Raw genomic sequence first — 20,697 nt, forward strand, 5'->3', positions numbered from 1 at the left:
AGTGGCAGCACTCCTTGAGAAGCGGCGGCATCGCCATGTATCCCGGTAATATCGCCATCCGTTCAAGGGCGTCGGAGGGGGCGTATGAGTCCGCTGCGAGTCGGTGTGCTGGCCTATCCCGGCTGCTTCGCGTCGGAGGTATTCGGAGTCCCCGACCTCCTGGCGATGGCCACGCACGTCGCCGCGGCGCAAGGGGCGGCCGAGCCGGCCTACGAGGTCTCGGTCGTCTCGCCCCGGCGGCGAGTGAGCGCGTCCGGCGGCTCGCTCATCGATGTCTCGGCAGTTCGCCCGGTGGACGTCCTGATCGTGCCGGGCTTCGAGCTTTCGCCCACGCTCGATCTGGACGCGACACTCGCGGGCCTGGGACCGGAATTGTCATCGATCCGGTCGCAGGCGGCTTCGGGAACCGTCGTCGTATCGCTCTGTGTGGGTGCCTTCCTGGTCGCTGAAGCCGGGCTGCTCGGCGGACGCGAGGCGACCACGTCCTGGTTGTTCGCGGATCGGTTCGCCCGCCGGTACCCCGATGTGCGCCTCCGTCCGGAGAGCCTGGTCGTGACCGACGGCGGGGTGACGACGACGGCGGCCTTCAGTGCCATGTACGACTTCGCGCTGCGGTTCATCCGTGAGCACGACGGCCCCCGCGTTGCCCGCAGCACCGCGCGCATCGCGCTTGTCGACGATGCGCGCTCCACGCAGGCTCCCTATGTCGACTCGGAGCTCATACCCACTGTGGGAAGGGAGTTCTCCCTCAGCGTCAAGCGGTGGCTCGACCAGAACCTGGGTGCCCGCTACGACCTGCCCGCCCTCGCCCAGGAATTCCACGTGAGCACGCGAACCATGCTCCGTCGCTTCCGCGACGAAGCGGGCGAGACGCCGCTCACGTACCTGCAGACGGCCCGGGTGCGTCGAGCCAGGCACTGGCTGGAGACGACCGACAGGACCGTCGCGAGCATCGCCGCCGCTGTCGGGTACGGCGACCCCGGCGCGTTCAGCGGCATCTTCGCCAGACACACGGGCCAACGGCCGAGGGAGTACCGCGCGATGTTCCGTCGTCGCCGCGAGCCCCATGGGGCGACTCGCCGCACGGAGACGTGAGAGCTGTCCGCGACGGCACCAGGCCCCTCCCCCTCGATATCCGCTCGGCTGCGCGCAGCAGGGCAAGGCAGAGTGACCTCATGGGCGAACGAGGGCTGGACCACGAGGGAACGATCGCACGCGAAGGCGCACTGGACCGAGTGCCCGCGGCGTTCGTCCCCGTTGTCGAGGCCGCCCGCAGTCGTATCGCCGAGACGTTCGACAGTGCGCGGCTGCACAGTGCCTACATCTACGGCAGCATCCCGCGCGGCACCGCCACTCCCGGAGTCTCCGACCTCGACCTCCAGCTCGCCCTCCGCCACGAGCCCACGGAGAACGACCGTGCCGACGCCGCGGCGATCGAGGCCGTACCCCCTCGGCCGACCCGGACGTACTCGGCACGCTCATCAACGACCTGGGCCCCTGGCTCGCCGCCGAATACACCGTCGTGCACGGCGGGAAGGCACCGCGCCCCTGAAAGCGGTCGGGCGGCCGCGATCGGGCTCGTCAGCATGGTCCGGGCAGGTTCATCGCCATCAGCGGGGCGTATTGCTGTCCGGCGTAGCAGTCGCTGTCGCGGAGGTCACCCTGGGTGGTGGGGCGGGGCAGCGAGACCTTGACGGCGAGGGCAAGGGGGTGGTTGACGACAAGGATCTCGTCCTCGGCGGTGCCGAAGAGCCCGGCGAACAGAGTGGGGGTGAGAAAGCCGGTGTCGACAAGCGCCTGATAGGTGTCCCCCTCGCCGGAACGGTCCTGGGGCCGGGATCGCAGCCGCCGGCCGTCCTCACCCTGCTCGGAACGCTGCGGATCCCCGGCACCGCGGAAGGTGCTTCGGCAACGGTTCAGGAGGCGTCTGGGGCCGGTAGCAGCAGGCCGACCCGCGTCACGGCCTCGTGCGGCTCACGGTCCTCCGCCACACTCCGGAACGGTCGTGCCCGCGCGGCATCTCCACGGCTTCCGTGTCTTCCCCGCCCCCGGAACTTTCGGAATGATCAACGCATGGGCATAGCGGACCACTTGGTGGAAGCAGCGGAAGCCGGCGATGCGTTCCTGGTGGCTCGGCTGCTGGCGGAGGGTGCCGGGGTGGACACGCGGAACAGCGTGGGGCGTACGGCGCTGGACCTGGCGGCATCTCGCGGACACCCCGAGGTGGTCCGTCTGCTCATCACGGCGGGTGCCGATCCGGAACAGCGGGCGGGTGAGCACCGCGAGTCGACACCGCTGTGCCTGGCGGCGGCGCATGGGCGCACGGCGGTCGTCGGGGCCCTGATCGATGCCGGTGTCCACCTCCGGGCCCAGGGCAGGATGCGCTGGGTACCGCTCGTACTGGCAGCGACGAGCGGGGACCGTGGGCATCCGCAGACCGTGACGCTGCTCCTGGACCGTGGGGCGGACATCGACGCCGAGATGAAGAGCAGGACATCTCTTGAGTGGGCGGCCCGGTTCGGACAGGTGCAGATGGTGCGTCAGCTCCTCGGACGTGGCGCGACCCCCACGACGAATGTACTCGCCGCCGCACACGAGTACGCGGAGCGGCATCCGGAATCCCGGCAGAGGAACGCACTCATGATCGACGCCCTCCGAGTCGCGAGTGCCGCGACCGACTGAACAACCATCGGCCGTCGCACCTCAAGGCCGCAGGAGCTGCCCTGGCACACTGAGCAGCTGATAGGCGGACCGCCGGGGAGAGCTGTGGAACTGACAGAACACGAGCTGACCAACCCCTGGGAAGGTGTGCTGATTACTCCCGCCGCAGGCGCCGCAATCGGTGTTCTGGTCCTGTCGGGTTCGAGCGGGCGCATCGAACGTGAGAGAGGGCGCATCCTCGCCTCCCGGGGCATGACGGCTTTGGCGATCCGCTGGTTCGGCGGGCCGGGCCAGTCCCCGGGAATCTGCGAGATCCCCCTGGAGACCTTCGTCGGGGCTGTCGGTCTTCTCCGCTCGACCGGGGCACGACGCATCGGAGTCCTGGGCACCTCCAAGGGTGCTGAAGCGGCACTGCTCACGGCGGTGCACGACCCGCGCGTGGACGTGGTCATCGCACTGTCGCCCACCTCGCGGGTGTGGTGCAACGTGGGACCGGGCCGCGACGGCGAGCAGCAGCCGTATCGATCGTCCTGGACGTGGCGGGGGCAGCCGCTTCCCTTCGTACCGCTGGACGATTCCTGGACGGCCACGCGACCGGCCAGTGGTCCCGTCGCGATCCGTGAATGGTACGAAGTCAGCGGGAGGACCTTCACCCAGCTGGTTCCCGCGGCGGAGATACCTGTGGACAAGGCGCGGGCTGATCTGCTGCTTGTCGCGGGTGGGGACGACGCGATGTGGCCGCCGCTGCCCTTCGCCGAACAACTGGCCCACCGCAGGCGCGCAGCCGGGGCCCCGGTACGGCTGATTGTCCGTCACGATGCCGGCCACCGACCACGTCTTCCGGGTGAGCGCCCGGCGTCGGCCTCCCCGCACTTCCAGTACGGAGGCACCCCCGAAGCTGACGCACTGCTGGGCGCGGCTGCGTGGCCGCACATCCTCGACGCGCTCGGCACCAGAGGCTGACAGCAGCGAGTTTCCTTGCCGATGTCGGCACCGGCCCGACCGGTCTCGACGGCCCGCAACGCGTGCATGCGTGCTTCTGTAGCCGTGCCCGGCTCCGGCTGACAAGATCGTTCCATGAATCAGGACCCGGTGACTTTGGACAGGATGGCGTTCGGCGACTGGCCGGCCATTCACGCATGGGCCTGTCTCCCCGAGGCCTGTCGTTTTCAGCCCTGGGGACCGAACACTGAGGACCAGACGCGCGACTTCGTGAGAACCGCGGTCGAGGCTTGGTCGAGCGCACCCCAGCAGAGGTTCGCCCACGTAGCGCGCCTCGGGGACACTGTTGTCGGTGTGGGCGAGCTGCACGTCCGCAGTCACACGCAGCGCCAGGGTGAGATCTCGTACATCGTGCATCCGCGCCTGTGGGGGAAAGGCATTGGCACAGAGATCGGGCGTCGGCTACTCGCACGCGGCTTCGACCATCTGGGGCTTCACCGGATCTATGCGACCTGCGACCCTCGAAATCTCGGCTCATCCAAAGTACTGACCAAGCTCGGCATGACGTACGAGGGGTATCACCGACACACGGCGTGGATCCGGGACGGCTGGCGGGACTCCCTGATGTTCAGCGTCCTCGAAGGGGACTGGCGTACTGAACCCGGACCGGTGAAGACATAGCCGCGCCGGCCTCACCCACCGTGATGCACCGCTCAGGAACATCTGACGTCACCACCTAAGGTGTGCGGATGCCTGAGATTTTCGATCTTCGCGTCGAGCTTCCCGCGGCCCTCGCAGGTCCCTCAGCGGCCTGGCGGTTCATCGAGCGGTTCGCCGCGCATCTCGGCGCGCCGGTCGGGGCGGATGACGGCTTCCCCGAGGCGGAGCTCGCCGCTGCCGAGCTGCGGCTCGGACTGCGACTGCCGTCGGCGATGCGGGAGTTGTACGGAAGGTTCGGACGCCGTCACGATCTGTTGCACGGGCTGAGGCTGCTGTTGCCGCCCGAGGAGCTGGAGGCGGACGGCTCGGCCCTGATCCGGCAGGCGGAGAAGTTCTGGCTGTACCAGATCGCCGTTCCCATCGACCGGATCGCGGAGACCGACCCGCCCGTACTGATCGACGGGAGTTCGGAGGCGTACGACGACTGGGAACCGTTCGCCGACCGCTTCTCCGCCGTGTGCGTGGAGACGGTGATGTCGGAGAACTCACTGTGCGGCGACTGGGGCGGCTGGCACCGGGAGCGCCTGGCGCCCGACGCGACGTACCTGGAGCAGTCCCTCACCCCCATACCGCCGCTGATCGTCCCGGGCGGCCAGGAGAACGCGAACCGCTGGTACGCGGGCGCCGATGTCCTGGTGCGTGAGGATCGCTCGGACCGGTAGTCGGAGTGGGGGTGGCTGTACGTCCGCGCCCTGACGCGGGAGGCGTTGGACGGCTTCCGGGCGGCACTGCCGGGCCAGTGGACCGAGACGGTGGACCACTGACGGCCGGCCAGTTGTGCGGGGCTCCCGGCCCGGCAGTCCCGGCAGCAGCCCGGTTCCGTCAAGCGGAAAGGACACTCGTCGGCTCTCCTGATGTGGCGTGGCATTCGCGGACACGACTACGCCCTCTCCCTTCGAACCTCGGCTGACTTCCCTCAGTCCCCACACCCGTACACCGCCCGGCCGACCGGTCGGAACCCAGGTGCGGACTGTCGATGCGGTGGTGTGTGATCAGAGGTATGGCGATTGTGCTGGGCAAGCCGGGGCTCGACGGACTGAACGAAGTTGTGGGCGTGCTGCGGGAATGGCAGGACGACGGGGCGCCGATGCAACTGCATCCGGGGGACCTCGGCTGGTTCTGGCGGTCGGGTGCCGAAGCGACCGCCGCGGCGATCAGGACGTGGAGCCGGAACGGACGGATTCTCGCCATCGGGTTGCTGGACGGTCCCGCGCTGTTGCGGCTGACCATCACGCCGGATGCTCAGCAGGAGGAGCAGCTGGCGCGGCAGTTGATCGAAGACGTGACCGAGCCGGAGCGCGGCGTGCTGCCTGAGGGCAAGGCGGACATCGAGGCACCGGTGGGTGCACTGGTCCAGGATCTGCTGTGCGAGGACGGCTGGAACTCCGAGGAGCCGTGGACGCCGCTGCGCCGCGACCTCACGGAGCCGGTGAACGCCCCAGGCATGCGGATCGAGGTGGTCGGACCGGAGCGGGCGCACGTGTATGCCGCCGTACATCGGGCAGCGTTCGACGGGTCGAGGTTCACGGACGAGCGCTGGCGCGCGATGGCGGCCGGCTCTCCGTATGCCGACGCCCGGTGTCTGGTCGCGTACGACGACCGGGGCAACGCGGTGGCGGCGGTGACGGTGTGGTCGGCCGGTCCCGGCAGGCCCGGACTGCTCGAACCGATGGGTGTGCACCGGCAACATCGCCGTCAGGGCTACGGCGAGGCGATCTCCGTCGCCGCGGCGGCCGCACTCCAGGAGCTGGGCTCGTCGAGCGCGCTCGTCTGCACCCCGAGCGCCAATGCCGGCGCCATCGCCACCTACAGGTCAGCCGGGTTCCGGCAACGACCCGAAGTCCGTGACCGACACCGGGACGCCTGATGCCGTGTCTCATCGGCCACAAGCGGGGCCGGATGAGGAGTGCGGCAGCGGTGACGGGACCGAGGAAGGCATATCCGCGCTTGTCGGGGTACCGGTAGGAACCGTGTCACCAGCCGCAAACGGCGGTGATCTTCCGAGGGTGTCGCCCGTGTGAGCGAGTCCGGCTTCGCCCTCCGCGGCACCGAGTTGTGGGGCCAGGGCTCCACCGCGGTCGAGCCCTGGCCCCACCCAGGTCCGTGCCTGCGACCAGAACCTGTTCACCGAGTGTCCATGCGGCACGGCACCACCATGGACGTCGAGGCCAACTGCACTGACTCGCACGGGCAGTCGTCACGGCCAGTCGGAAATCGGGTTCGGCATCACGAGGCTGCTGAACCTCGACCTGTTGCCCAGGATCAAGCGGATCAGCAAGGTGCGGCTGTACCGGCCGGTGGCCGGCGAACCGGACGCCTACCCGCAGCTCACCCCGGCGCTGACCCGCCTGACCCGCCTGATCCGCCGGGAACTCATCGCCCGGCAGTACGACGAGATGTTCAACATGCGTAGGCCGGGTCGGCCAGACCGGTCCCCACGAAGTATCACCGAACTCGTTCACCCGTGTGCGAGACGCCGGCCTCGGACGGCTGATGCCGTGCCAGGGCTACGGCCGCCCCGGAGGTGGTTCTCTTCTCAGAGCTTCACTTGGATTCGATCCGCCCCATGGGGGCGACGCTCTCCGACAAAGCCTTCTGCGCTGCCCTCCAGCTGATGTCCTCGATGCCGAGCGCGTGGCGGAGGTAGGCCCAGGTGACCCGTTGGATCAGGGCCACGCGTTCGGGGTTCTCGTCCGTCGTCTCCCGGACTTCGTAGCCGGTGATTCCGCCGAGGGAGTGCTCCGCCCCGAACAGGGTGAGCAGGCTCTTGCGCCCCGGGCTCAGGTGGTACGGGTCGGTGAGCCACTCCGGCCCTCTGACGGAGAGCGGTAGCTCGTCCTTGTCGCCTGCGATCACGAGGGTCGGCGTGGTCATGTGCGCGAAGTCCGGTCCCTTCAACCACGGAAGATTCTCGGCCGCGAAGGGTGTCAGGGCGGCTCCGCCCCGGCCGGCCGTGGCAAGCAGCACGCCCGCCTTGATCCGCGAGTCGGACAGGTCTTCTGCATTCCTGCTCACCGGATCGAGGACGCGCAGGCCCAGCAGAGTGCCCGCCGTCTGGCCGCCGAAGGAATGCCCGGCCGCGGCAATGCGGCTTCGATCCAGGCGCCCGCTGAGACCGGGAACAGCGGCCTCCACCCGATCAAGCTGGTCAAGGACGCGCTTCACGTCCTGGACGCGGAAGCGCCAGAGCCGCGGTGCGCGGAGATCGTCCTGGGGAAGACCCACGGTCCTGGAGTCGAGATGGGTGGGCTGGATCACCACGAAACCGTGAGCAGCCCAGAAGTCGGCCAGAGGACCGTAGCCGTTCAACGACGACCCGAAACCGTGCGAGAAAACGATGATCGGCAGTTCGCTCCCGATCGTCGGCGCGGAAACTCTCACCCGCAGGCCCTCCCTGCGGCCCGGTGCTTCCAGCACCACCGGCTTCACCGAGACGATGGGGGCGGGGGCGGTGATGGCCACGTCCGTGGCCGCCGCGTCTGATGCGGTCATGGGCAGATCTTCCTTCGCATTTCCGATGGAGAAGCTGTCGAACAGAGCTGGTCACGGTCTCCCCCCTTCGCCTTGGCGGCGGGGGTGAGCCGTTGCGGGATACGCTAGAACCTGACATTGACGTCAGAGGCAAGAAGTGTTGTCCGCCTCACATCGGAGAGACATGATGCGTATCGGCGAGCTCGCCACCAGAACAGGCGTCAGCGTTCGGTCGCTGCGCTACTACGAGGAACAGAACCTGCTCGCCTCGGAACGCAGCCGCACCGGCCAGCGGCAGTACGCGGACAGCGCGGTCGACCGTGTCCAGCTGATCCAGCAGTTGTACGCCGCCGGGCTGCCGAGCAAGTCGATCGCGGAACTGCTGCCGTGTGTCGTGAACGGTGAGGCCACGCCAGAGCTGATCGACCGGCTTTCGGCGGAACGGGATCGCATCGACGGCCGGATCGACGATCTGGTGGGCGCCCGGGACAAGTTGGGCACCGTGATCGCCGCCGCCACCGCGAACTGGCGAACAGGCGAACACTGCCGGCGCCAGTAGTCAGCATGTACGTGGACCGTGATCAGCACGACGAGTTGCAGCTGTTCTCCTTCTACGGCGATCCGGACAGCGGGAACACGTAGGCAATGACACGCGAGACGGCGTCATATCCATGCATTTGATCGCTGCAACCAGCATCTTCGCTTCGTGACGGACGGCGGCCTTGTCCTGTCGCGTGGCGACGCACGGTGCCGCTCGCTCAAGCAGGTCGGTCGCGGAACAGCGCGTCGAACTGCGTCGCACCTTCCTTGCGCAGCCAGGTCTCGAAGTCCATCAGAGCCGGGTGCAGACTGCGCAGCTCGGAGATGTCGGCCTGCCAGCCGCCTCGGTGATTGGCGAAGTCGTAACCTGCCCGGGCGTCCGGATCCAGCCCCGTGAGCGCCTCTCGCGGGATCGCCCGATAGGTGATGGAGACTCCGGTGGTACGGCTGATCGCGTCGACGACCTGCGGGAGTGTCAGTTCGTCACCGGCGATCTCAAGCGCCTGGCCGATGTACCGGCCGGGGTTGGTGAATGCCAGGGTCGCGAAGGCACCTATATCGGTGGCGGCTATGAGTTGGACGGGCATCTCCGGCTTGACCACATCGGTCAGTACGCCGTTGCGCACCCCCATGGTCGGGTCGGAGTGGTTCTCCATGAACCGGACGGGACGCAGGATGGTGGCGGGCAGGCCCAGGGCGCCGATGCGCCCCTCGATCCGCCATTTGCTTTCCCAGCGGCGGATACCGGATGAGCGCTCGGCGCCGGCGACCGAGGCGTGGACGAGGTGCCGGACATCGGCGTCGTTCACTGCTTCGATCACATTCATGCCCAACCGGATCTCGTCTTCGACGGCGAATCCGGGCGGTGCGCCGGGAGAGCCGACGGTGGGTTGCACACTGAAGACCCCGTGCACGCCCCGCATCGCCCTATCCAGGGAAGCACGGTCGCCCATGTCGCCCGGTACGACCTCGGCGCCGGCCCGTACCAACGCTTGGGCCCGGGGGCCGACCGGGTCGCGGACGAGGGCTCGCACCTGCCAGCCGGCGGCCAGCAACCCCCTGGCGGTGGCTCCGCCTTGGAGGCCAGTGGCCCCGGTCACCAGCACGGTGTGATCGGTTGTCATTTCTACCTCCGGAACGAGCACCGGGCGCTGCCGGGCCCGGGCCCGGGAGCGGGAGCCGCATCAACTGGGGAATCCCCCCAGTTATGGCTCGGTAATATATGGGGAGACTCCCCAGTTCTCAAGCAGAGGGCGCCATGACCACACCTCCACCCCAGCCCGCGCTCCGAGCCGACGCACGGCGCAACTACGAACGGCTGATCAGTGCCGCCCGCGAAGTCTTCGCCGCGCGAGGAGCCGACGTTCCGATGGACGACATCGCCCGTCACGCCGGCGTCGGGAACGCGACTCTCTACCGCCGCTTCCCGACCCGGGAGGCGTTGCTGCAGGCCGTCCACCGCGACCAGATCGAGGCCCTGTACTCACGGTCGCAAGAACTGCTTGCCGCGCGGTCCCCGGACGAGGGGCTGGCGACCTGGCTACGGGAACTGGCCGGGGAGGGGAGCACGTCACGCAGCCTGGCAACGGCACTGATGACTGCCCTGCGGGATGAGGGCTCCGACGTGTCCTGGTGCCGGGAGACGATGTACGCCGCTGCGGCCGCCCTGCTCGACCGGGCGCAGCAGGCGGGTACGGTCCGCACCGACGTCACCGTGGGCCAGGTGCTCAAGCTCGTCAACGCCATCGCCTTCGTCACCGAATGCGAACCCGACGGCGAACAGCAGGCCGATCACCTTCTGGCCGTGGTGATGGACGGCCTTCGGCCCCCGCATCGCGCAGAACACGGATCGTGATCCCACTGTTGGGGAGTGATGCGCTGCCCCGGCGCCCTCGCGCACCACACCGTCAGCAGGTACGCGGAGCTGTGACCGATCCCCAGGATTCCCGTCGCCCGGCGGGCCGTAAGGTTCCGCGCATGAGATCTTTGATCGCCGCCGTCCGCGAGCAGACCGAGGCGGCCCGCTTCCTCGCTTGGCCGGGCGATTTCGACCTGGACCGAAGTGACCATGTCGAGGGTGTTCATCTCGCCTCGGGCGCCGCGCTGGAGGGTTTCGCGGGCGACGGCGCCGGGGGCACCTTCTTCTTCTGCGGCGAAGGCGGCGAGGAACGTCCCGTTCTGTACGCGGACTCCGAAGGTGGTGCGGCGCTGATCGCGATGGGCCTGCCTGAACTCCTGCGGCTCCTGCTGATCGCCCCGTGGTGGCGCGACTGCCGGACGTTCACAGCGGAGGAAAGCCGTACGCTCGCGGCCGAGTATCTGGAGGACATGCCGGACCTCGTTGCCCGGCGGGACGATGCCGCCGCGGCCCTTGGTATCGCCCTTCCCGCCGAAGAGGCGGCTCTGGCCCGATTGCGGGAGGTGGCCACCGGGATCGGGAAGGACTTCGTCCTCATCTTCACACCGGAGGGCGAACCCTACGATCCCTTGATCAGGGGCTGAGACGCGTCATGATCGCGATGCTGGTGGGCGCCCACCGCCGGCTCACCGTCCGGTGATCAGCCGCGTTGGAAACAGTGCGAGTGGCCGATGGCGGAGAAGCCGCGGCGCTCGTACCAGTGCCGTGGCCAGTCCATCGCGTCTGCGGTCAGGAACCGGGTACCGCAGCCCTCGGCGGCGGCCAACCGCAGGGAGGTGGTCAGGACGGCATCGGCGTACCCCCGTCCGAGGTGGGTCTCCGAGGTGATCAGGTCCTCGATCTGAGCAGTGCCGGTCGACGGGTCCATGTAGAGGTCGGCCCATGCGGCGACCTCTCCCTCCTCCGTGCGGGCACCGATGAAGTGAACAGCGTCGGCGCCGCGACGACGAGCCTCGCGTCGGTCGACGAGGTGGCGCAGGACCTCGTCCTCGACATCCGGGAGAAACCCCCGCCAGCGCCGGGTGAGTGGGATACGCAGCGCGTCGAGGTCCACCTCTTCCGCCGGCCCGCCTGCGGGCACCGGGCCGGTGTGCAGCATGACCAGATAGGTGGAGTGGGTGTATCCGGCCCGGATCAGCGGCTCCGCGCACGCCGTTCCGGCGTCACCGTCGAGGACGGAGATCAGACGGTACGGCAGATGCCCCAGGGCCTCGTCCGCGAGGGCGGGCAGCGCCTCGGAGTCGACGGCCGAGTCGATGACGACCTGATTGTTCGCGCGGGAATGCGCGAAGTCATCGTCGTATACGGCGAACCCGCCGGGGAGGTCGACGGTGCGCGCGGCCTGGCGGCGGGCGAAGGACGACACGAACGAGTTGATCCGCTGAAGCTCTGGCATGGGCATGGGACGAGCGTAGGCAGCGGTGGACCATGCCGCCTACGAATTACTCCCAGTGGGGGCGGCATGACCGCACGATGCGACAATCTCGCTCTTGTCCACCGGGCGAGCGCTCCACCTGCTCACGAGTTCGAAGGAGCGCGTCCTCTCCTCAAGCGGGGAACGCTGCCCCTCAGGGGCAAGGATGATGGCGGACCGGGTCAGCATGTCCTCGGTCTCGGCAGAACCGGCGGTCTCGCGCGGCCAGCCGGGACCGCGGACCGGCCGAGCGCAGGACGACGTCCAGAGCTCGATCGGGATCTGCGGCGTAGCAGTTGCTGAACCAGGCCATGTTCGCCTCGACCACCGCCCAGCGGTCCGCGGCGCCGTGCTCAGGCATGGACAGAAGCCCGATGTCCACCACCACCGCGCTGGGGAGGGTATGCCCGCAGCCGGCGAGGAGGCCGTCCGCGAACTCCCGTACGGCATCGTGGCAGCGGTGGCCTTCGAGCGGCGCAGAGTCGAGGCGGCCGAAGGTGGCGTACTGCGAACCTGTATGGACCGTGCCCTCAAGGAGGAACAAACGGAATTCTGCTGTCCAGGTCACCACGTCGCTGATCTGTACGGGCGTATCCGGCTTCAACTCCGGTCCGCTCGGGAGGCAGCGGCCCTCGGGGTAGACGGCGGCGGGGAAGCATTTGTCGCTGGGCGGCTTGACGAAGGCCGGCCGGGACAGGAGGCGTGCCTCGGCCAAGGTCGCTGTAGTGATGCGCCGTCCGGTGTACTCGTAGGGCAGTGCGGCCAGCCAGTTGTCCGTGGGCTCCAGAAGCGCGACCGCGAGGTCGTCGACGGCACCCGCCGCGTAGGCCGGGCCACCGTAGTAGTGACCTCCGGGCCTCTCCCGCATGGCGCCCGTACCACCGCGGGCCGGGAGGATCTCCACGTGCATCCCCCGTCGCCGCGCAGAGGCCGCGAGAAGCTCACAGGTCGTGGTGCACTGCGGCGCCAACGCCAAGAAACCGTGTTCCGTCACGATCCCTGACCATGCCACCGGCCATGCCGAGCGGTCCACCGCATGGGGAGCACCACCGTTGGGCCGCCTGGCCCGTCGCTCGCGCACACCCCAGCGGGGACCCCCCGTCGCGGGCCCGGAACACGGCACTCAGCGCACCGCGGTCGGACGATCTGTCATGACATGATCCACGCGCCTCCTCGGACAGGTCACGGGGCGCGCGGCAGCGCGAGCCAGTCCTGCCAAGTAATGTCGCGCCCCAGACAGCGCGGCCGCCGGAAGGGCCAGTCGGCGGCGATCCACTGCGGCACCAGCACGTCGAGCGCGTACTCCGCCTGGCCGCCGACGAGACCGTCCACCACCCACCAGGAGACCTCTCCATCGGATCCCGTGCGCTCGGGCGGGTCGATGTAGACGCAGCCGAGGATCGCCGTCTCCTCCTCGTCCAGCAGCGCGTAGTTGAACGACTGGTGCGCTGCTATCTCCTTCTCGTGCCGCAGCAGGTCGATGCGGTCCTCTTCATAGGTCATGGTCTGCTTGGGCCAACCCCAGGCCGGGCCGAAGATCTCCCACAGGCGCTCTTGGGAGCCCATCACGGCGGGGTAGTCGAGCGCGGTGTCCGCCTCGCGTATCGGCCGCAGGTGTAGCGGGGTGTTGGGCACGGGCACATGGGCGGGGTGAACGAAGCCGTCAGGCAGCCAACTCATAAGGGCCGAGGCTACAACCGTTCGACGCGGGGTGATCCAGGCAGCGAGGGCGACGCCGCGGCCGGCCGGTCACCGAAACCGTACGGGGAGGAGCCGGATGACCGCGCCATCGGTAGGCGCGGCCTCCGACCAGTGATTCCGTTCCGGCAGATCGGCGGAGCCACCGGCCGCGTCGCGGCGGCAGGGACGGCAGGGACGGCAGGGGCGGCAGGGGCGGCAGGGGCGGCAGGGGCGGCAGGGGCGGCAGGCCCAACCATCAACACCCATTTCGGGAAGGCCGCGAACATCGGTGTACGGGGCATGCGGGGCCCCGGACGGACCTGACGTCGACCTCGATCGCCCGCAACGCTGGCTCGGCCGACGGCTCGGACGGCTGTCGTGGTCGGGGCATCGGTCCCGCCGAAAGCGAGGAGCGTGGCGTGCGCGCCGCAGCCACGCCGTCACTCCGTCCGCGTCCTGCTCGAAGCCCGTCGGCTCGCAGTCGAACTCGACGATTCCGCCCAGCTCTTCGAGGCACGCCTGGAGAATCCCGACGGTGCGCCGCTGCGGAAGCATCCAGATCTGGCCGTACGGGACGCGGGGAGAGGACTCGGCGCGCTCGACCGCGCCCCACTCGGCGCTACGTGTGCCGCCCGTCCCAGCTCCGCATGCGCTGGATGGGTCCGCCCGCCGCCCGTACCCCGTCGATGACGCCCAGGTCGTCGAAGACGTCCAGGGTGCGCGGCTGAAGGCCGGAGCCGCGTGAGCCGGGAAAGCTGCGGCTCTCCCTCTCCACGACGCGGCAGGCGGTCCCGCGCCGGGCGAAGTCGCGGGCGAGCACGAGGCCGGTGGGTCCTTCTCCGGTGATCAGGACTTCGGTGGTGGTGATCGCGGGCGGGCTCATCACGTGCTCCTCGGCGTCATTGCGTCGCCCCTCGTCGCCGGAGGGGCGACGCGCCGCACAGCAGGACATGACGGTACGCATGCACGAGGCGTGCGAACCGGACCGATTCCGGACACGCAACGCCCCCGCACCGCAGTCGGCCGACGGCGACCCGCTGGGTGAACGGCGTCCGGGCGGGGCCCGTTTTTCCGAACCGGGTCAGAATTTCCTGGCGCGACCTGCTCGAATGCCATGGATCGCGAAAGGCGATTCATATCCGATTCCGTCTCCATGACGCGGCCGGGCGTGTTCCCGCACAGACGTAACTCCGCATCTGGCCGATTGTGACCTGTCCTGGGTATCGGTATCTGCGTCACAGTGGGTCGCGACCGAGCCGAAGTGGCCTCTGCGACTTGACGAGGGAGAATCTCTTACAGGGAGCGATTCCCGCTGCCCTTGTTGAGCGAAAGAGGCCCATGCCCGGCACCGTTACGGCTCCCGATGGTCAGCACTGAACTCACGCTCGACCGTTCCGGTGAGGCATTTATCCAGCACATCGCGGATCCGCCCGGACATCCGACGGGCCGCGATTCGACGCCCTGCGCACACAGGAGGTAGCCGCGAGATGACCGAATCCACCGAAGTTGCCATCCACGACCAAGTCACCGCCCTCATGGACGACTTGGAGCAGCATCCCGTCTACGGCAATGACTACTTCGCGTTTCTTCAGGAATCGCCGTGGACCGGCCAGGAGTACGACTTCCATCGGGCCAACTTCTTCCACCGGACCGAGGGAACCGTCAAGGGCATCGCCCATGTGTGCGCGCAGGCGGCGGCCCACGACGACCGGGACACACTGGTTCTCTTCTCCCACATCCTCAACGAGGAGACCGGGAACGGCGAGGCCGCGCACTGCCACGAACTGCTGATGGAGCACTCCCACAACCTGTACGGCCGGCATGAGTTCGGTCTGCCGCCGCTGCTCGTGCGCGAGGCACGCAACAGTGACCTGGTCATACCCGAGACGATGGCCTACCGCGAACGCACCCTTGAGCTGTTGACCAGCAACTACCACAGCATGCTCGGCGTGGCGATGGCCCTGGAGTCACACGCGGACAAGATGCTGCAGGTCTGCCGTACGGCGTTCCGCAACAGCCGGAACGAGCTGCCGGCCGACGAGTTCGTCAACAGTGTCGAGATCTACTTCGATGTCCACGTCGGAGACGAGGGCGTCGAGGAACGACACGCCGCCGATGCGAAGAAGTGCGTTCTGAACAACTGCCGCACGGATGCGGACGTCGCCAAGATCGCCTACGCGGCGACCGAGACCCTCAGCATTCAACTCGACATGTGGAACGCGATGTACAAGGCCGTGGCCGCGAGTTGAAATCCGTAGAGCGAAAGGCGGCTCCTCTCATCGTGCAGAAGAATCGCGGCATTTCCGATGCCATCCTGCGCATTCCGGAATCGGCGACTCATGGGACTGCGGCGAAGCTCGCCATACTCAATCGCGGCCTCGCCGAGAGCGAGCAGTTCATCGATCTCAGCATCGGCGCGCTGGATACGCCGACCGACCCCCGGATCGACCGTGGCGTGATCGATTTCATTGAGAAGCAATCCGAAACGATTCACGCGTTCGCGCCGATCAAGGGATTCCCCTTCCTGCTGGACTCCGTTGCCGCGCGGGTGACTCGCCTCCACGGGATCACGTACGACCCGGAAACCGAAATCATGGTCACCCCGGGCGGCGTGAAAGGTTCGATCTCGGTAGCCTTCCACGCGCTGCTGAATCCTGGCGACGAGGTCGTCATTCCGGTACCCAACTGGCCTCACTACGCCGACATGGTGCGGCTGCACGAGGCCATCCCGAAAACCGTCCTGGTCACGGCGGACGACGGTTTGACCGCGCCGGCTCTTGAGGGAGCGATCTCCGAACGGACCAAGATCGTCATTCTGGGCGACTGCATCAACCCGACGGGCAAGGTCTACACGACCGAGGAGCTGTCGGCACTGGCCCGGACCATCGCCCGGCACAACCTGCGGCGCGAGGCCGAGGGGGAGAGCCCGGTCTACGTCATGTTCGACTCGCCCTACGAGGCCCATGTCATGGGGCCCCGCGCCAAGACGTTCGCCGCCATCGACGTCCGGCTCCCCGACGGCGGCGACTGCTCCATGCGGCCGTGGACGGTGGCCGTGACCGGGCCGGGCAAGACCTATGGCATGCACGGCGACCGGATCGGCTATCTCTGCGGCCCTTCGGACATCGTGGACGCCTCGGCGCGCGCACAGGTCAACCTCACCTCGTTCGCGTCCTCCTACGGCCAGGTAGCCACGCACATCGCGTTGCGACCGGAGATGGACGAGGTGGCGGACTCCAGGGCGAGGGCCGCACGCGGCAACCTCGAAGCCATGCTGGCGGAGCTCGTTTCCGTCCCTTCGTTGCGGATCGACGTCCCACAGGGGGGCTATTTCCTCTTCGTCGACTTCACCGCGTTCGCCGACGCCTACCAAAAGCGTGGCTACCGCACCGCCGATCAGTTCCTGCTGGCCGAGGCAAAGGTCGCCACGATCTGCGGCAACCACTTCGCGGAGGGCCAGCCCCTGGACCATTTCGTGCGGATCAACTGCGGCCGCACGGGTACGCTCCCGGGCGAGGTCGGCAGTCGGATCAGGCGTGCCCTGAGCCGCCTGAAGCCCTGACCCGGATGGATGCGGAACAGCCGGGAACACAGCGTAGGCAACCGGAGTGGAGCAGACGATCACAGAACGTTACAGGAACAGGCTCCGGCGCCGTCCGGAGGAACGCGACCGGTGGCCTTCGGCGTCCCGACCACGCCCGGCCCTGCCGCCCCTCACCTACGTCCGCCTCGGTGAGCGTCCGCTGAGACGCTTTCCCCAACTGCTCGTCGGTCTCGCCCTGTACGGGTTCAGCCTGTCGGCCATGGTCCGCACCTCTCTGGGCGTCAATCCCTGGAGCGTGCTGTACGAGGGGGTCGAGCACCACACTCCCCTGAGCTTCGGCATGATCAGTGCCCTCCTCGGCGTTCTCGTGCTTCTGCTGTGGATCCCCCTCAAGCAGAAGCCGACGTTGGGTACCTTCGCCAACATCCTCGTCGTGGGGGCGTCGTCCGACCTGGGCCTCTTGCTCATCCCCCAGAACCTCGGGCTCGCGACCCGGGTCGGACTGCTCATCGGGTGTGTCGTTCTCAACGGCCTGTCCGTCGCCATCTACGTCGGCGCGCGCTTCGGCCCCGGCCCCCGGGACGGGCTGATGACGGGTGTGTCCGCCGCGACCGGACTCTCCATCCGGCTCGTCCGCACCCTGATCGAGGTCACCGTACTCGGCGTGGGCTGGCTCCTCGGCGGGAGTGCGGGCGTCGGAACGGTGCTGTACGCGTTGATGGTCGGCCCGGTCACCCAGTTCTTCCTGCCCCGGTTCTCCTACCGCCGGACCGCCGAACACGCCGTGGACGCGGCGGGCCCACCCTGAAGGACGTATCCGGCGGCACTCCTCGGCGAGTCGGTGTGCCCCTGCTTCGGAGGGAGGCGGGTATCCCCTGCCCCCTCCCGGCTCCGCCGGGTCAGGAGCCGGTGTCGAAGGCAGGCGGACGCAGAGCGCCGAAGGCAGTCTCGATCGCTTGTGCGGCACCCAGCACGAGATCCTCGCGGTGGTGGGGGGCGACGACCTGCACGGCGCACGGGAGTCCGTCCGGGCCGAGGCCCGCGGGGACGCTGATGGCGGGGTGGCCGGTGTCGTTGAACACTGATGTGTAGGAGATGGGAAGGGTGTGCCGGCGCACCGCCGTTGCCACGTCCGGACCTTTGGCGGGCCATGCCGTCGTGGGCACGGTGGGCATGAGGAGCAGGTCGTACTGGTCGAAGAGCCGGGCAGTCCAGTGGTTGAGCTGTGAGCGGTGTGCCCAGTACGCGGCGAAGTCGGTGGGGGTGAGGGTGCGGCTGTCGTCGAGCGTATCGGCGAACCACGGTTCGAAGTCGGCGCGCCGGGCGGTGAAGTCGTCGAGGACGCCGAGGAGTCGGCTGTGGGCCAGGGCCTTCTGTCGCATGCGGAAGGGGGCGGGGAAGTCCACGGCGCCGGGCAGGGCCGACTCTTCGTCCCTGACGCTGTTGCCCAGGTCCCTCAGGAGGTCCGCTGTCCGCTCCAGGGCACGCAGCATCTCCGGCCGCGGCTCGGCGATGCCGAGGGTGCGCATGACCCCTACGCGCAGCGCGCGGATCGGCCCGTCGAGGCTGTCCCGGTACGAGGCCGTCGGCGCGGGAAGCGAGTTCGGGTCGGCCGGATGGTGACCGGCCGCCACATCGAGGTGCAGAGCGGTGTCCCGGACGGTGCGGGCCATGCCGCTCAGACAGACGTTCTGCGGCCAGCACGGCATGCCCGAGGGGCCCTGGGGGATGCGGCCGCGGCTCGGCTTGAGACCGACGATCCCGCACAGCGCCGCGGGGATACGGGTGGAGCCGCCGCCGTCGCCCGCGGTGCCCAGCGCCACGAGTCCGGCGGCCACGGCGGCGGCCGCGCCTCCGCTGGAACCGCCCGGTGACCGGTCGGGATTCCAGGGATTACGGGTGACGCCGAAGGCGTCATTGGCCGTGTGCACGGCGGCGCCGAGCGGCGGCAGGTTCGTCTTGCCGATGATCAGCGCACCGGCGGCACGCAGCCGGGAGACGTGGATGCTGTCGTGGGCCGCGGGCGGGTTGTCACGGTAGGCGCTGGTGCCCCGGCTGGTCGGGAAACCCCTCGCATCCTCACCGTCCTTGACGAGGACGGGCAGTCCGGCCAGCGGGCCCGGTTCCTCGCCGCGAGCGATCCTGGCGGTGAGGGCCGCGGCGTCGGCGAGGGCCCGCTCGGGGTCGAGCGCGACGACGGAGTTGAGTGTGGCGTCGGATGTTCCGATCCGGTCGAGGGTGTGGGACATGAGTTCTTGGGGCGACAGCGCGCGATGGCGCATCAGGCCAATGAGTTCGGTCGCGGAGGCGAAGGACAGATCGGTCATGACAGGGCCGCTTTCTCTGCGGTGCGGGGGCGATCGGGGGTGGTGGCTTCCAGGCTCACCCCGGTGGTGCGGGGGCCGAAGGCGACGGCCACGCAGCCGCCGACGAGGCTGAGGGCAGCCAGCAGGGCGAAGACGGCGCTGTACCCGAAGCCGGTGAAGACCACGGTCACGAGCATCGGGGCAGCGAAGTTGAAGATCCTCGACAGGGCGTTGGCAGTGCCGGAACCCAGCGCGCGGATGCGGGTGGGGAAGACCTCCGCCGAGTACACCTGGAGGAAGGGCACGGCCATCTGGAACAGCACGCTGACCGCACAGCCCAGGACGAGGACGGCGGCAGGCTCCCGGACGAGCCCGAAGAGCAGCAGCGCGGCGGCGGTCAGCGTTCCGAGGACGAGCTGGGTGCGGCGACGGTCCCACCGGTCGATGAGCGGCACGGCCGCGAGCGCGCCCAGAGGTGCGGCGGTGGCCAGGACGGCGGACAGCAGCAGGGTGTCGTCCAGTTCGAGGCCGGTCTCCGAAAGGAGGGTGGGCGTCCAGGTGTTGTAGGCGGAGTAGGCCAGCAGTCCGGCCACCCACATGGTCGCCACGACAAGGAACCGGCGGCGCTGGGGCCGGGCCAGCAACTCGGCGAGACGGGGGCGGTCCGGCGCCGGTGGTGGCGGTGCCGGTGGCCGTGGCGTGGGGGTGAGCGGCGCCGGTGGCGTCGGGGTGAGCGGCGCGCGGGCCACGACAGGTTCGGCGGACGGCACGATTCCACACTGCCGCTCGATGGACCGCACGACCTCCTCGGCCCGCGCGAATTCGCCGCGGGAGGCCAGCCATCGGGGGCTTTCGGGGACCCAGCGCCGGATCAGCCAGGCGAAGACGACTCCGAACAGCCCCAGGCCGAAGACGAGCCGCCACCCCCACGTCCACTGGGGCACGAGGAAGTACCCGGCCCAGGCGGCGATCGGGATGCCGAGCGAACCCACGGCGACCTTGTACGTCTGCAGCCGCCCCCGGGCCGTGGCCGGGACGAACTCGGTGAGCACGACGATGGCGACGACCGCCATGCCCTGCGCGCCGAAGTGCGCGGCGCAGCGGGCCACGATCAGCTGCCACGGGTTCTGCACGACGACGCACAGCGCGGTGGCGGCGCAGTAGACGGTGACGCAGATGAGCATGGTGCGGCGGCGGCCGACGCGGTCGGCGAGGTAGCCGCCGAGTATGCCGCCGGCGAAGGCGCCGAGTTGGCCGACGCCGACCACGACCGCGACGGCCGAGAGCGAAAGGCCCCACTGGTCGCGCAGGGCGGGTGCGACGAATGCGAAGGCGTAGGTCTCCACCCATTCGAAGAGGATCATCCCGGCCAGGGCGAGGACGAGTCTGCGGTGGAAGGCGCTGAGCGGAAGCCGGTCGAGCCGGTTCCCGAGCGCGGCGGCTTCGGAGATGACAGCCATGCGGCGCATGACCTCCCGGAGGAAGAAGGAGCGGCGGATGC

21 protein-coding genes and 2 pseudogenes are annotated in these 20,697 nt (G+C 68.8%); 14 read left to right on the plus strand and 9 right to left on the minus strand.

The features are described from left to right. Nucleotides 1-84 precede the first annotated feature (84 nt). Both OG251_RS38390 and OG251_RS38395 read left to right on the plus strand, forming a co-directional pair. Nucleotides 85-1,095, plus strand: a complete 1,011-nt coding sequence (locus tag OG251_RS38390; RefSeq protein ID WP_326681897.1) for a GlxA family transcriptional regulator — start codon at nt 85-87, stop codon at nt 1,093-1,095. Nucleotides 1,096-1,175: 80 nt separating this feature from the next. Further along, nucleotides 1,176-1,442: pseudogene (locus tag OG251_RS38395) on the plus strand (nucleotidyltransferase domain-containing protein); the annotation flags it as partial. 139 nt (nt 1,443-1,581) lie between these two features. On the opposite strand, the gene OG251_RS38400 reads toward OG251_RS38395, so the two are convergent. Continuing rightward, nucleotides 1,582-1,920, minus strand: coding sequence for a DUF4387 family protein (locus tag OG251_RS38400; protein WP_326682766.1), 339 nt, complete (start codon nt 1,918-1,920; stop codon nt 1,582-1,584). Between the two features lie 153 nt (nt 1,921-2,073). Here OG251_RS38400 and OG251_RS38405 point away from each other — a divergent pair, with 153 nt between their 5' ends. The 6 genes and pseudogenes from OG251_RS38405 to OG251_RS45085 all read left to right on the plus strand — a co-directional run. Next, a complete protein-coding gene (locus tag OG251_RS38405; RefSeq protein ID WP_326681898.1) occupies nt 2,074-2,682 on the plus strand; it encodes an ankyrin repeat domain-containing protein in 609 nt (202 codons plus the stop codon). An 84-nt stretch (nt 2,683-2,766) separates the two neighbouring features. Beyond that, on the plus strand, nt 2,767-3,624 hold the full coding sequence (locus tag OG251_RS38410) for an acyl-CoA thioester hydrolase/BAAT C-terminal domain-containing protein (RefSeq protein ID WP_326681899.1): 858 nt from the start codon (nt 2,767-2,769) through the stop codon (nt 3,622-3,624). Between the two features lie 114 nt (nt 3,625-3,738). Further along, nucleotides 3,739-4,284 (plus strand): GNAT family N-acetyltransferase, encoded by a 546-nt coding sequence (locus OG251_RS38415; protein ID WP_326681900.1) that lies wholly within the window; start codon nt 3,739-3,741, stop codon nt 4,282-4,284. A gap of 68 nt (nt 4,285-4,352) precedes the next feature. Then, a complete protein-coding gene (locus tag OG251_RS38420) occupies nt 4,353-4,985 on the plus strand; it encodes an SMI1/KNR4 family protein (RefSeq protein ID WP_326681901.1) in 633 nt (210 codons plus the stop codon). 338 nt (nt 4,986-5,323) lie between these two features. Next, nucleotides 5,324-6,190, plus strand: coding sequence for a GNAT family N-acetyltransferase (locus tag OG251_RS38425; RefSeq protein ID WP_326681902.1), 867 nt, complete (start codon nt 5,324-5,326; stop codon nt 6,188-6,190). 267 nt (nt 6,191-6,457) lie between these two features. Beyond that, nucleotides 6,458-6,722, plus strand: a pseudogene (locus tag OG251_RS45085) (Tn3 family transposase); the annotation flags it as partial. Nucleotides 6,723-6,867: 145 nt separating this feature from the next. On the opposite strand, the gene OG251_RS38435 reads toward OG251_RS45085, so the two are convergent. After that, nucleotides 6,868-7,815: an alpha/beta hydrolase family protein gene (locus tag OG251_RS38435; protein ID WP_326681904.1), complete on the minus strand. Its 948-nt coding sequence runs from the start codon at nt 7,813-7,815 to the stop codon at nt 6,868-6,870. Nucleotides 7,816-7,981: 166 nt separating this feature from the next. Between OG251_RS38435 and OG251_RS38440 the strand changes: the two genes are divergently transcribed. Then, on the plus strand, nt 7,982-8,353 hold the full coding sequence (locus tag OG251_RS38440) for a MerR family transcriptional regulator (protein WP_326682767.1): 372 nt from the start codon (nt 7,982-7,984) through the stop codon (nt 8,351-8,353). Between the two features lie 199 nt (nt 8,354-8,552). Here the strand turns inward: OG251_RS38440 and OG251_RS38445 are convergent, their stop codons facing one another. Further along, on the minus strand, nt 8,553-9,458 hold the full coding sequence (locus tag OG251_RS38445) for an NmrA/HSCARG family protein (protein ID WP_326681905.1): 906 nt from the start codon (nt 9,456-9,458) through the stop codon (nt 8,553-8,555). Between the two features lie 134 nt (nt 9,459-9,592). On the opposite strand from OG251_RS38445, the gene OG251_RS38450 reads away from it, so the two are divergent. Both OG251_RS38450 and OG251_RS38455 read left to right on the plus strand, forming a co-directional pair. Beyond that, complete coding sequence (locus OG251_RS38450) at nt 9,593-10,189, plus strand: TetR/AcrR family transcriptional regulator (RefSeq protein WP_326681906.1); 597 nt, start codon at nt 9,593-9,595, stop codon at nt 10,187-10,189. Between the two features lie 122 nt (nt 10,190-10,311). Beyond that, the gene (locus tag OG251_RS38455; RefSeq protein ID WP_326681907.1) at nt 10,312-10,836 is read left to right on the plus strand and encodes a hypothetical protein; all 525 of its coding nucleotides are present in this window, start codon (nt 10,312-10,314) and stop codon (nt 10,834-10,836) included. 56 nt (nt 10,837-10,892) lie between these two features. Here OG251_RS38455 and OG251_RS38460 read toward each other — a convergent pair whose 3' ends face one another. From OG251_RS38460 to OG251_RS38475, 4 genes are all read right to left on the minus strand, one after another. Next, nucleotides 10,893-11,654 carry a GNAT family N-acetyltransferase gene (locus OG251_RS38460; RefSeq protein ID WP_326681908.1) on the minus strand — a complete coding sequence of 254 codons (762 nt, stop codon included), beginning with the start codon at nt 11,652-11,654 and terminating at the stop codon, nt 10,893-10,895. Nucleotides 11,655-11,820: 166 nt separating this feature from the next. Next, the gene (locus OG251_RS38465) at nt 11,821-12,576 is read right to left on the minus strand and encodes an ATP-grasp domain-containing protein (protein WP_326681909.1); all 756 of its coding nucleotides are present in this window, start codon (nt 12,574-12,576) and stop codon (nt 11,821-11,823) included. A gap of 272 nt (nt 12,577-12,848) precedes the next feature. After that, complete coding sequence (locus OG251_RS38470) at nt 12,849-13,346, minus strand: N-acetyltransferase (RefSeq protein ID WP_326681910.1); 498 nt, start codon at nt 13,344-13,346, stop codon at nt 12,849-12,851. Between the two features lie 619 nt (nt 13,347-13,965). Continuing rightward, nucleotides 13,966-14,310 (minus strand): FAD-dependent monooxygenase, encoded by a 345-nt coding sequence (locus OG251_RS38475; RefSeq protein WP_326681911.1) that lies wholly within the window; start codon nt 14,308-14,310, stop codon nt 13,966-13,968. A 523-nt stretch (nt 14,311-14,833) separates the two neighbouring features. On the opposite strand from OG251_RS38475, the gene OG251_RS38480 reads away from it, so the two are divergent. The 3 genes from OG251_RS38480 (at nt 14,834) to yczE (ending at nt 17,698) form a co-directional block, all read left to right on the plus strand. Next, complete coding sequence (locus OG251_RS38480) at nt 14,834-15,595, plus strand: hypothetical protein (protein WP_326681912.1); 762 nt, start codon at nt 14,834-14,836, stop codon at nt 15,593-15,595. Beyond that, nucleotides 15,559-16,908: a pyridoxal phosphate-dependent aminotransferase gene (locus OG251_RS38485; RefSeq protein WP_326681913.1), complete on the plus strand. Its 1,350-nt coding sequence runs from the start codon at nt 15,559-15,561 to the stop codon at nt 16,906-16,908. Before OG251_RS38480 ends, OG251_RS38485 begins: the two co-directional genes overlap by 37 nt. 241 nt (nt 16,909-17,149) lie before the next feature. After that, nucleotides 17,150-17,698 (plus strand): membrane protein YczE, encoded by a 549-nt coding sequence (gene yczE / locus OG251_RS38490; protein WP_326681914.1) that lies wholly within the window; start codon nt 17,150-17,152, stop codon nt 17,696-17,698. Between the two features lie 91 nt (nt 17,699-17,789). Here the strand turns inward: yczE and OG251_RS38495 are convergent, their stop codons facing one another. Both OG251_RS38495 and OG251_RS38500 read right to left on the minus strand, forming a co-directional pair. Further along, a complete protein-coding gene (locus OG251_RS38495; RefSeq protein ID WP_326681915.1) occupies nt 17,790-19,217 on the minus strand; it encodes an amidase in 1,428 nt (475 codons plus the stop codon). Beyond that, entirely contained in the window at nt 19,214-20,656 is a 1,443-nt protein-coding gene (locus OG251_RS38500) for an MFS transporter (protein WP_326681916.1), read from the minus strand. The genes OG251_RS38495 and OG251_RS38500 overlap by 4 nt, the downstream gene beginning before the upstream one ends. Between the last annotated feature and the right edge of the window lie 41 nt (nt 20,657-20,697).

Origin of the sequence: Streptomyces sp. NBC_01237 (assembly GCF_035917275.1) — a bacterium.
In the GTDB taxonomy this organism is placed as follows: domain Bacteria; phylum Actinomycetota; class Actinomycetes; order Streptomycetales; family Streptomycetaceae; genus Streptomyces.

What these genes read in the sequence shown, in the direction of transcription:
- OG251_RS38390 (WP_326681897.1), top strand. Translation starts at nt 85, where the DNA reads ATGAGTCCGCTGCGAGTCGGTGTGCTGGCCTATCCCGGCTGCTTCGCG.
- OG251_RS38405 (WP_326681898.1), top strand. Translation starts at nt 2,074, where the DNA reads ATGGGCATAGCGGACCACTTGGTGGAAGCAGCGGAAGCCGGCGATGCG.
- OG251_RS38415 (WP_326681900.1), top strand. Translation starts at nt 3,739, where the DNA reads ATGAATCAGGACCCGGTGACTTTGGACAGGATGGCGTTCGGCGACTGG.
- OG251_RS38420 (WP_326681901.1), top strand. Translation starts at nt 4,353, where the DNA reads ATGCCTGAGATTTTCGATCTTCGCGTCGAGCTTCCCGCGGCCCTCGCA.
- OG251_RS38425 (WP_326681902.1), top strand. Translation starts at nt 5,324, where the DNA reads ATGGCGATTGTGCTGGGCAAGCCGGGGCTCGACGGACTGAACGAAGTT.
- OG251_RS38435 (WP_326681904.1), bottom strand. Translation starts at nt 7,815, where the DNA reads ATGACCGCATCAGACGCGGCGGCCACGGACGTGGCCATCACCGCCCCC.
- OG251_RS38440 (WP_326682767.1), top strand. Translation starts at nt 7,982, where the DNA reads ATGCGTATCGGCGAGCTCGCCACCAGAACAGGCGTCAGCGTTCGGTCG.
- OG251_RS38445 (WP_326681905.1), bottom strand. Translation starts at nt 9,458, where the DNA reads ATGACAACCGATCACACCGTGCTGGTGACCGGGGCCACTGGCCTCCAA.
- OG251_RS38450 (WP_326681906.1), top strand. Translation starts at nt 9,593, where the DNA reads ATGACCACACCTCCACCCCAGCCCGCGCTCCGAGCCGACGCACGGCGC.
- OG251_RS38455 (WP_326681907.1), top strand. Translation starts at nt 10,312, where the DNA reads ATGAGATCTTTGATCGCCGCCGTCCGCGAGCAGACCGAGGCGGCCCGC.
- OG251_RS38460 (WP_326681908.1), bottom strand. Translation starts at nt 11,654, where the DNA reads ATGCCCATGCCAGAGCTTCAGCGGATCAACTCGTTCGTGTCGTCCTTC.
- OG251_RS38465 (WP_326681909.1), bottom strand. Translation starts at nt 12,576, where the DNA reads ATGCACGTGGAGATCCTCCCGGCCCGCGGTGGTACGGGCGCCATGCGG.
- OG251_RS38470 (WP_326681910.1), bottom strand. Translation starts at nt 13,346, where the DNA reads ATGAGTTGGCTGCCTGACGGCTTCGTTCACCCCGCCCATGTGCCCGTG.
- OG251_RS38475 (WP_326681911.1), bottom strand. Translation starts at nt 14,310, where the DNA reads ATGCGTACCGTCATGTCCTGCTGTGCGGCGCGTCGCCCCTCCGGCGAC.
- OG251_RS38480 (WP_326681912.1), top strand. Translation starts at nt 14,834, where the DNA reads ATGACCGAATCCACCGAAGTTGCCATCCACGACCAAGTCACCGCCCTC.
- yczE (WP_326681914.1), top strand. Translation starts at nt 17,150, where the DNA reads ATGGTCCGCACCTCTCTGGGCGTCAATCCCTGGAGCGTGCTGTACGAG.
- OG251_RS38495 (WP_326681915.1), bottom strand. Translation starts at nt 19,217, where the DNA reads ATGACCGATCTGTCCTTCGCCTCCGCGACCGAACTCATTGGCCTGATG.
- OG251_RS38500 (WP_326681916.1), bottom strand. Translation starts at nt 20,656, where the DNA reads ATGGCTGTCATCTCCGAAGCCGCCGCGCTCGGGAACCGGCTCGACCGG.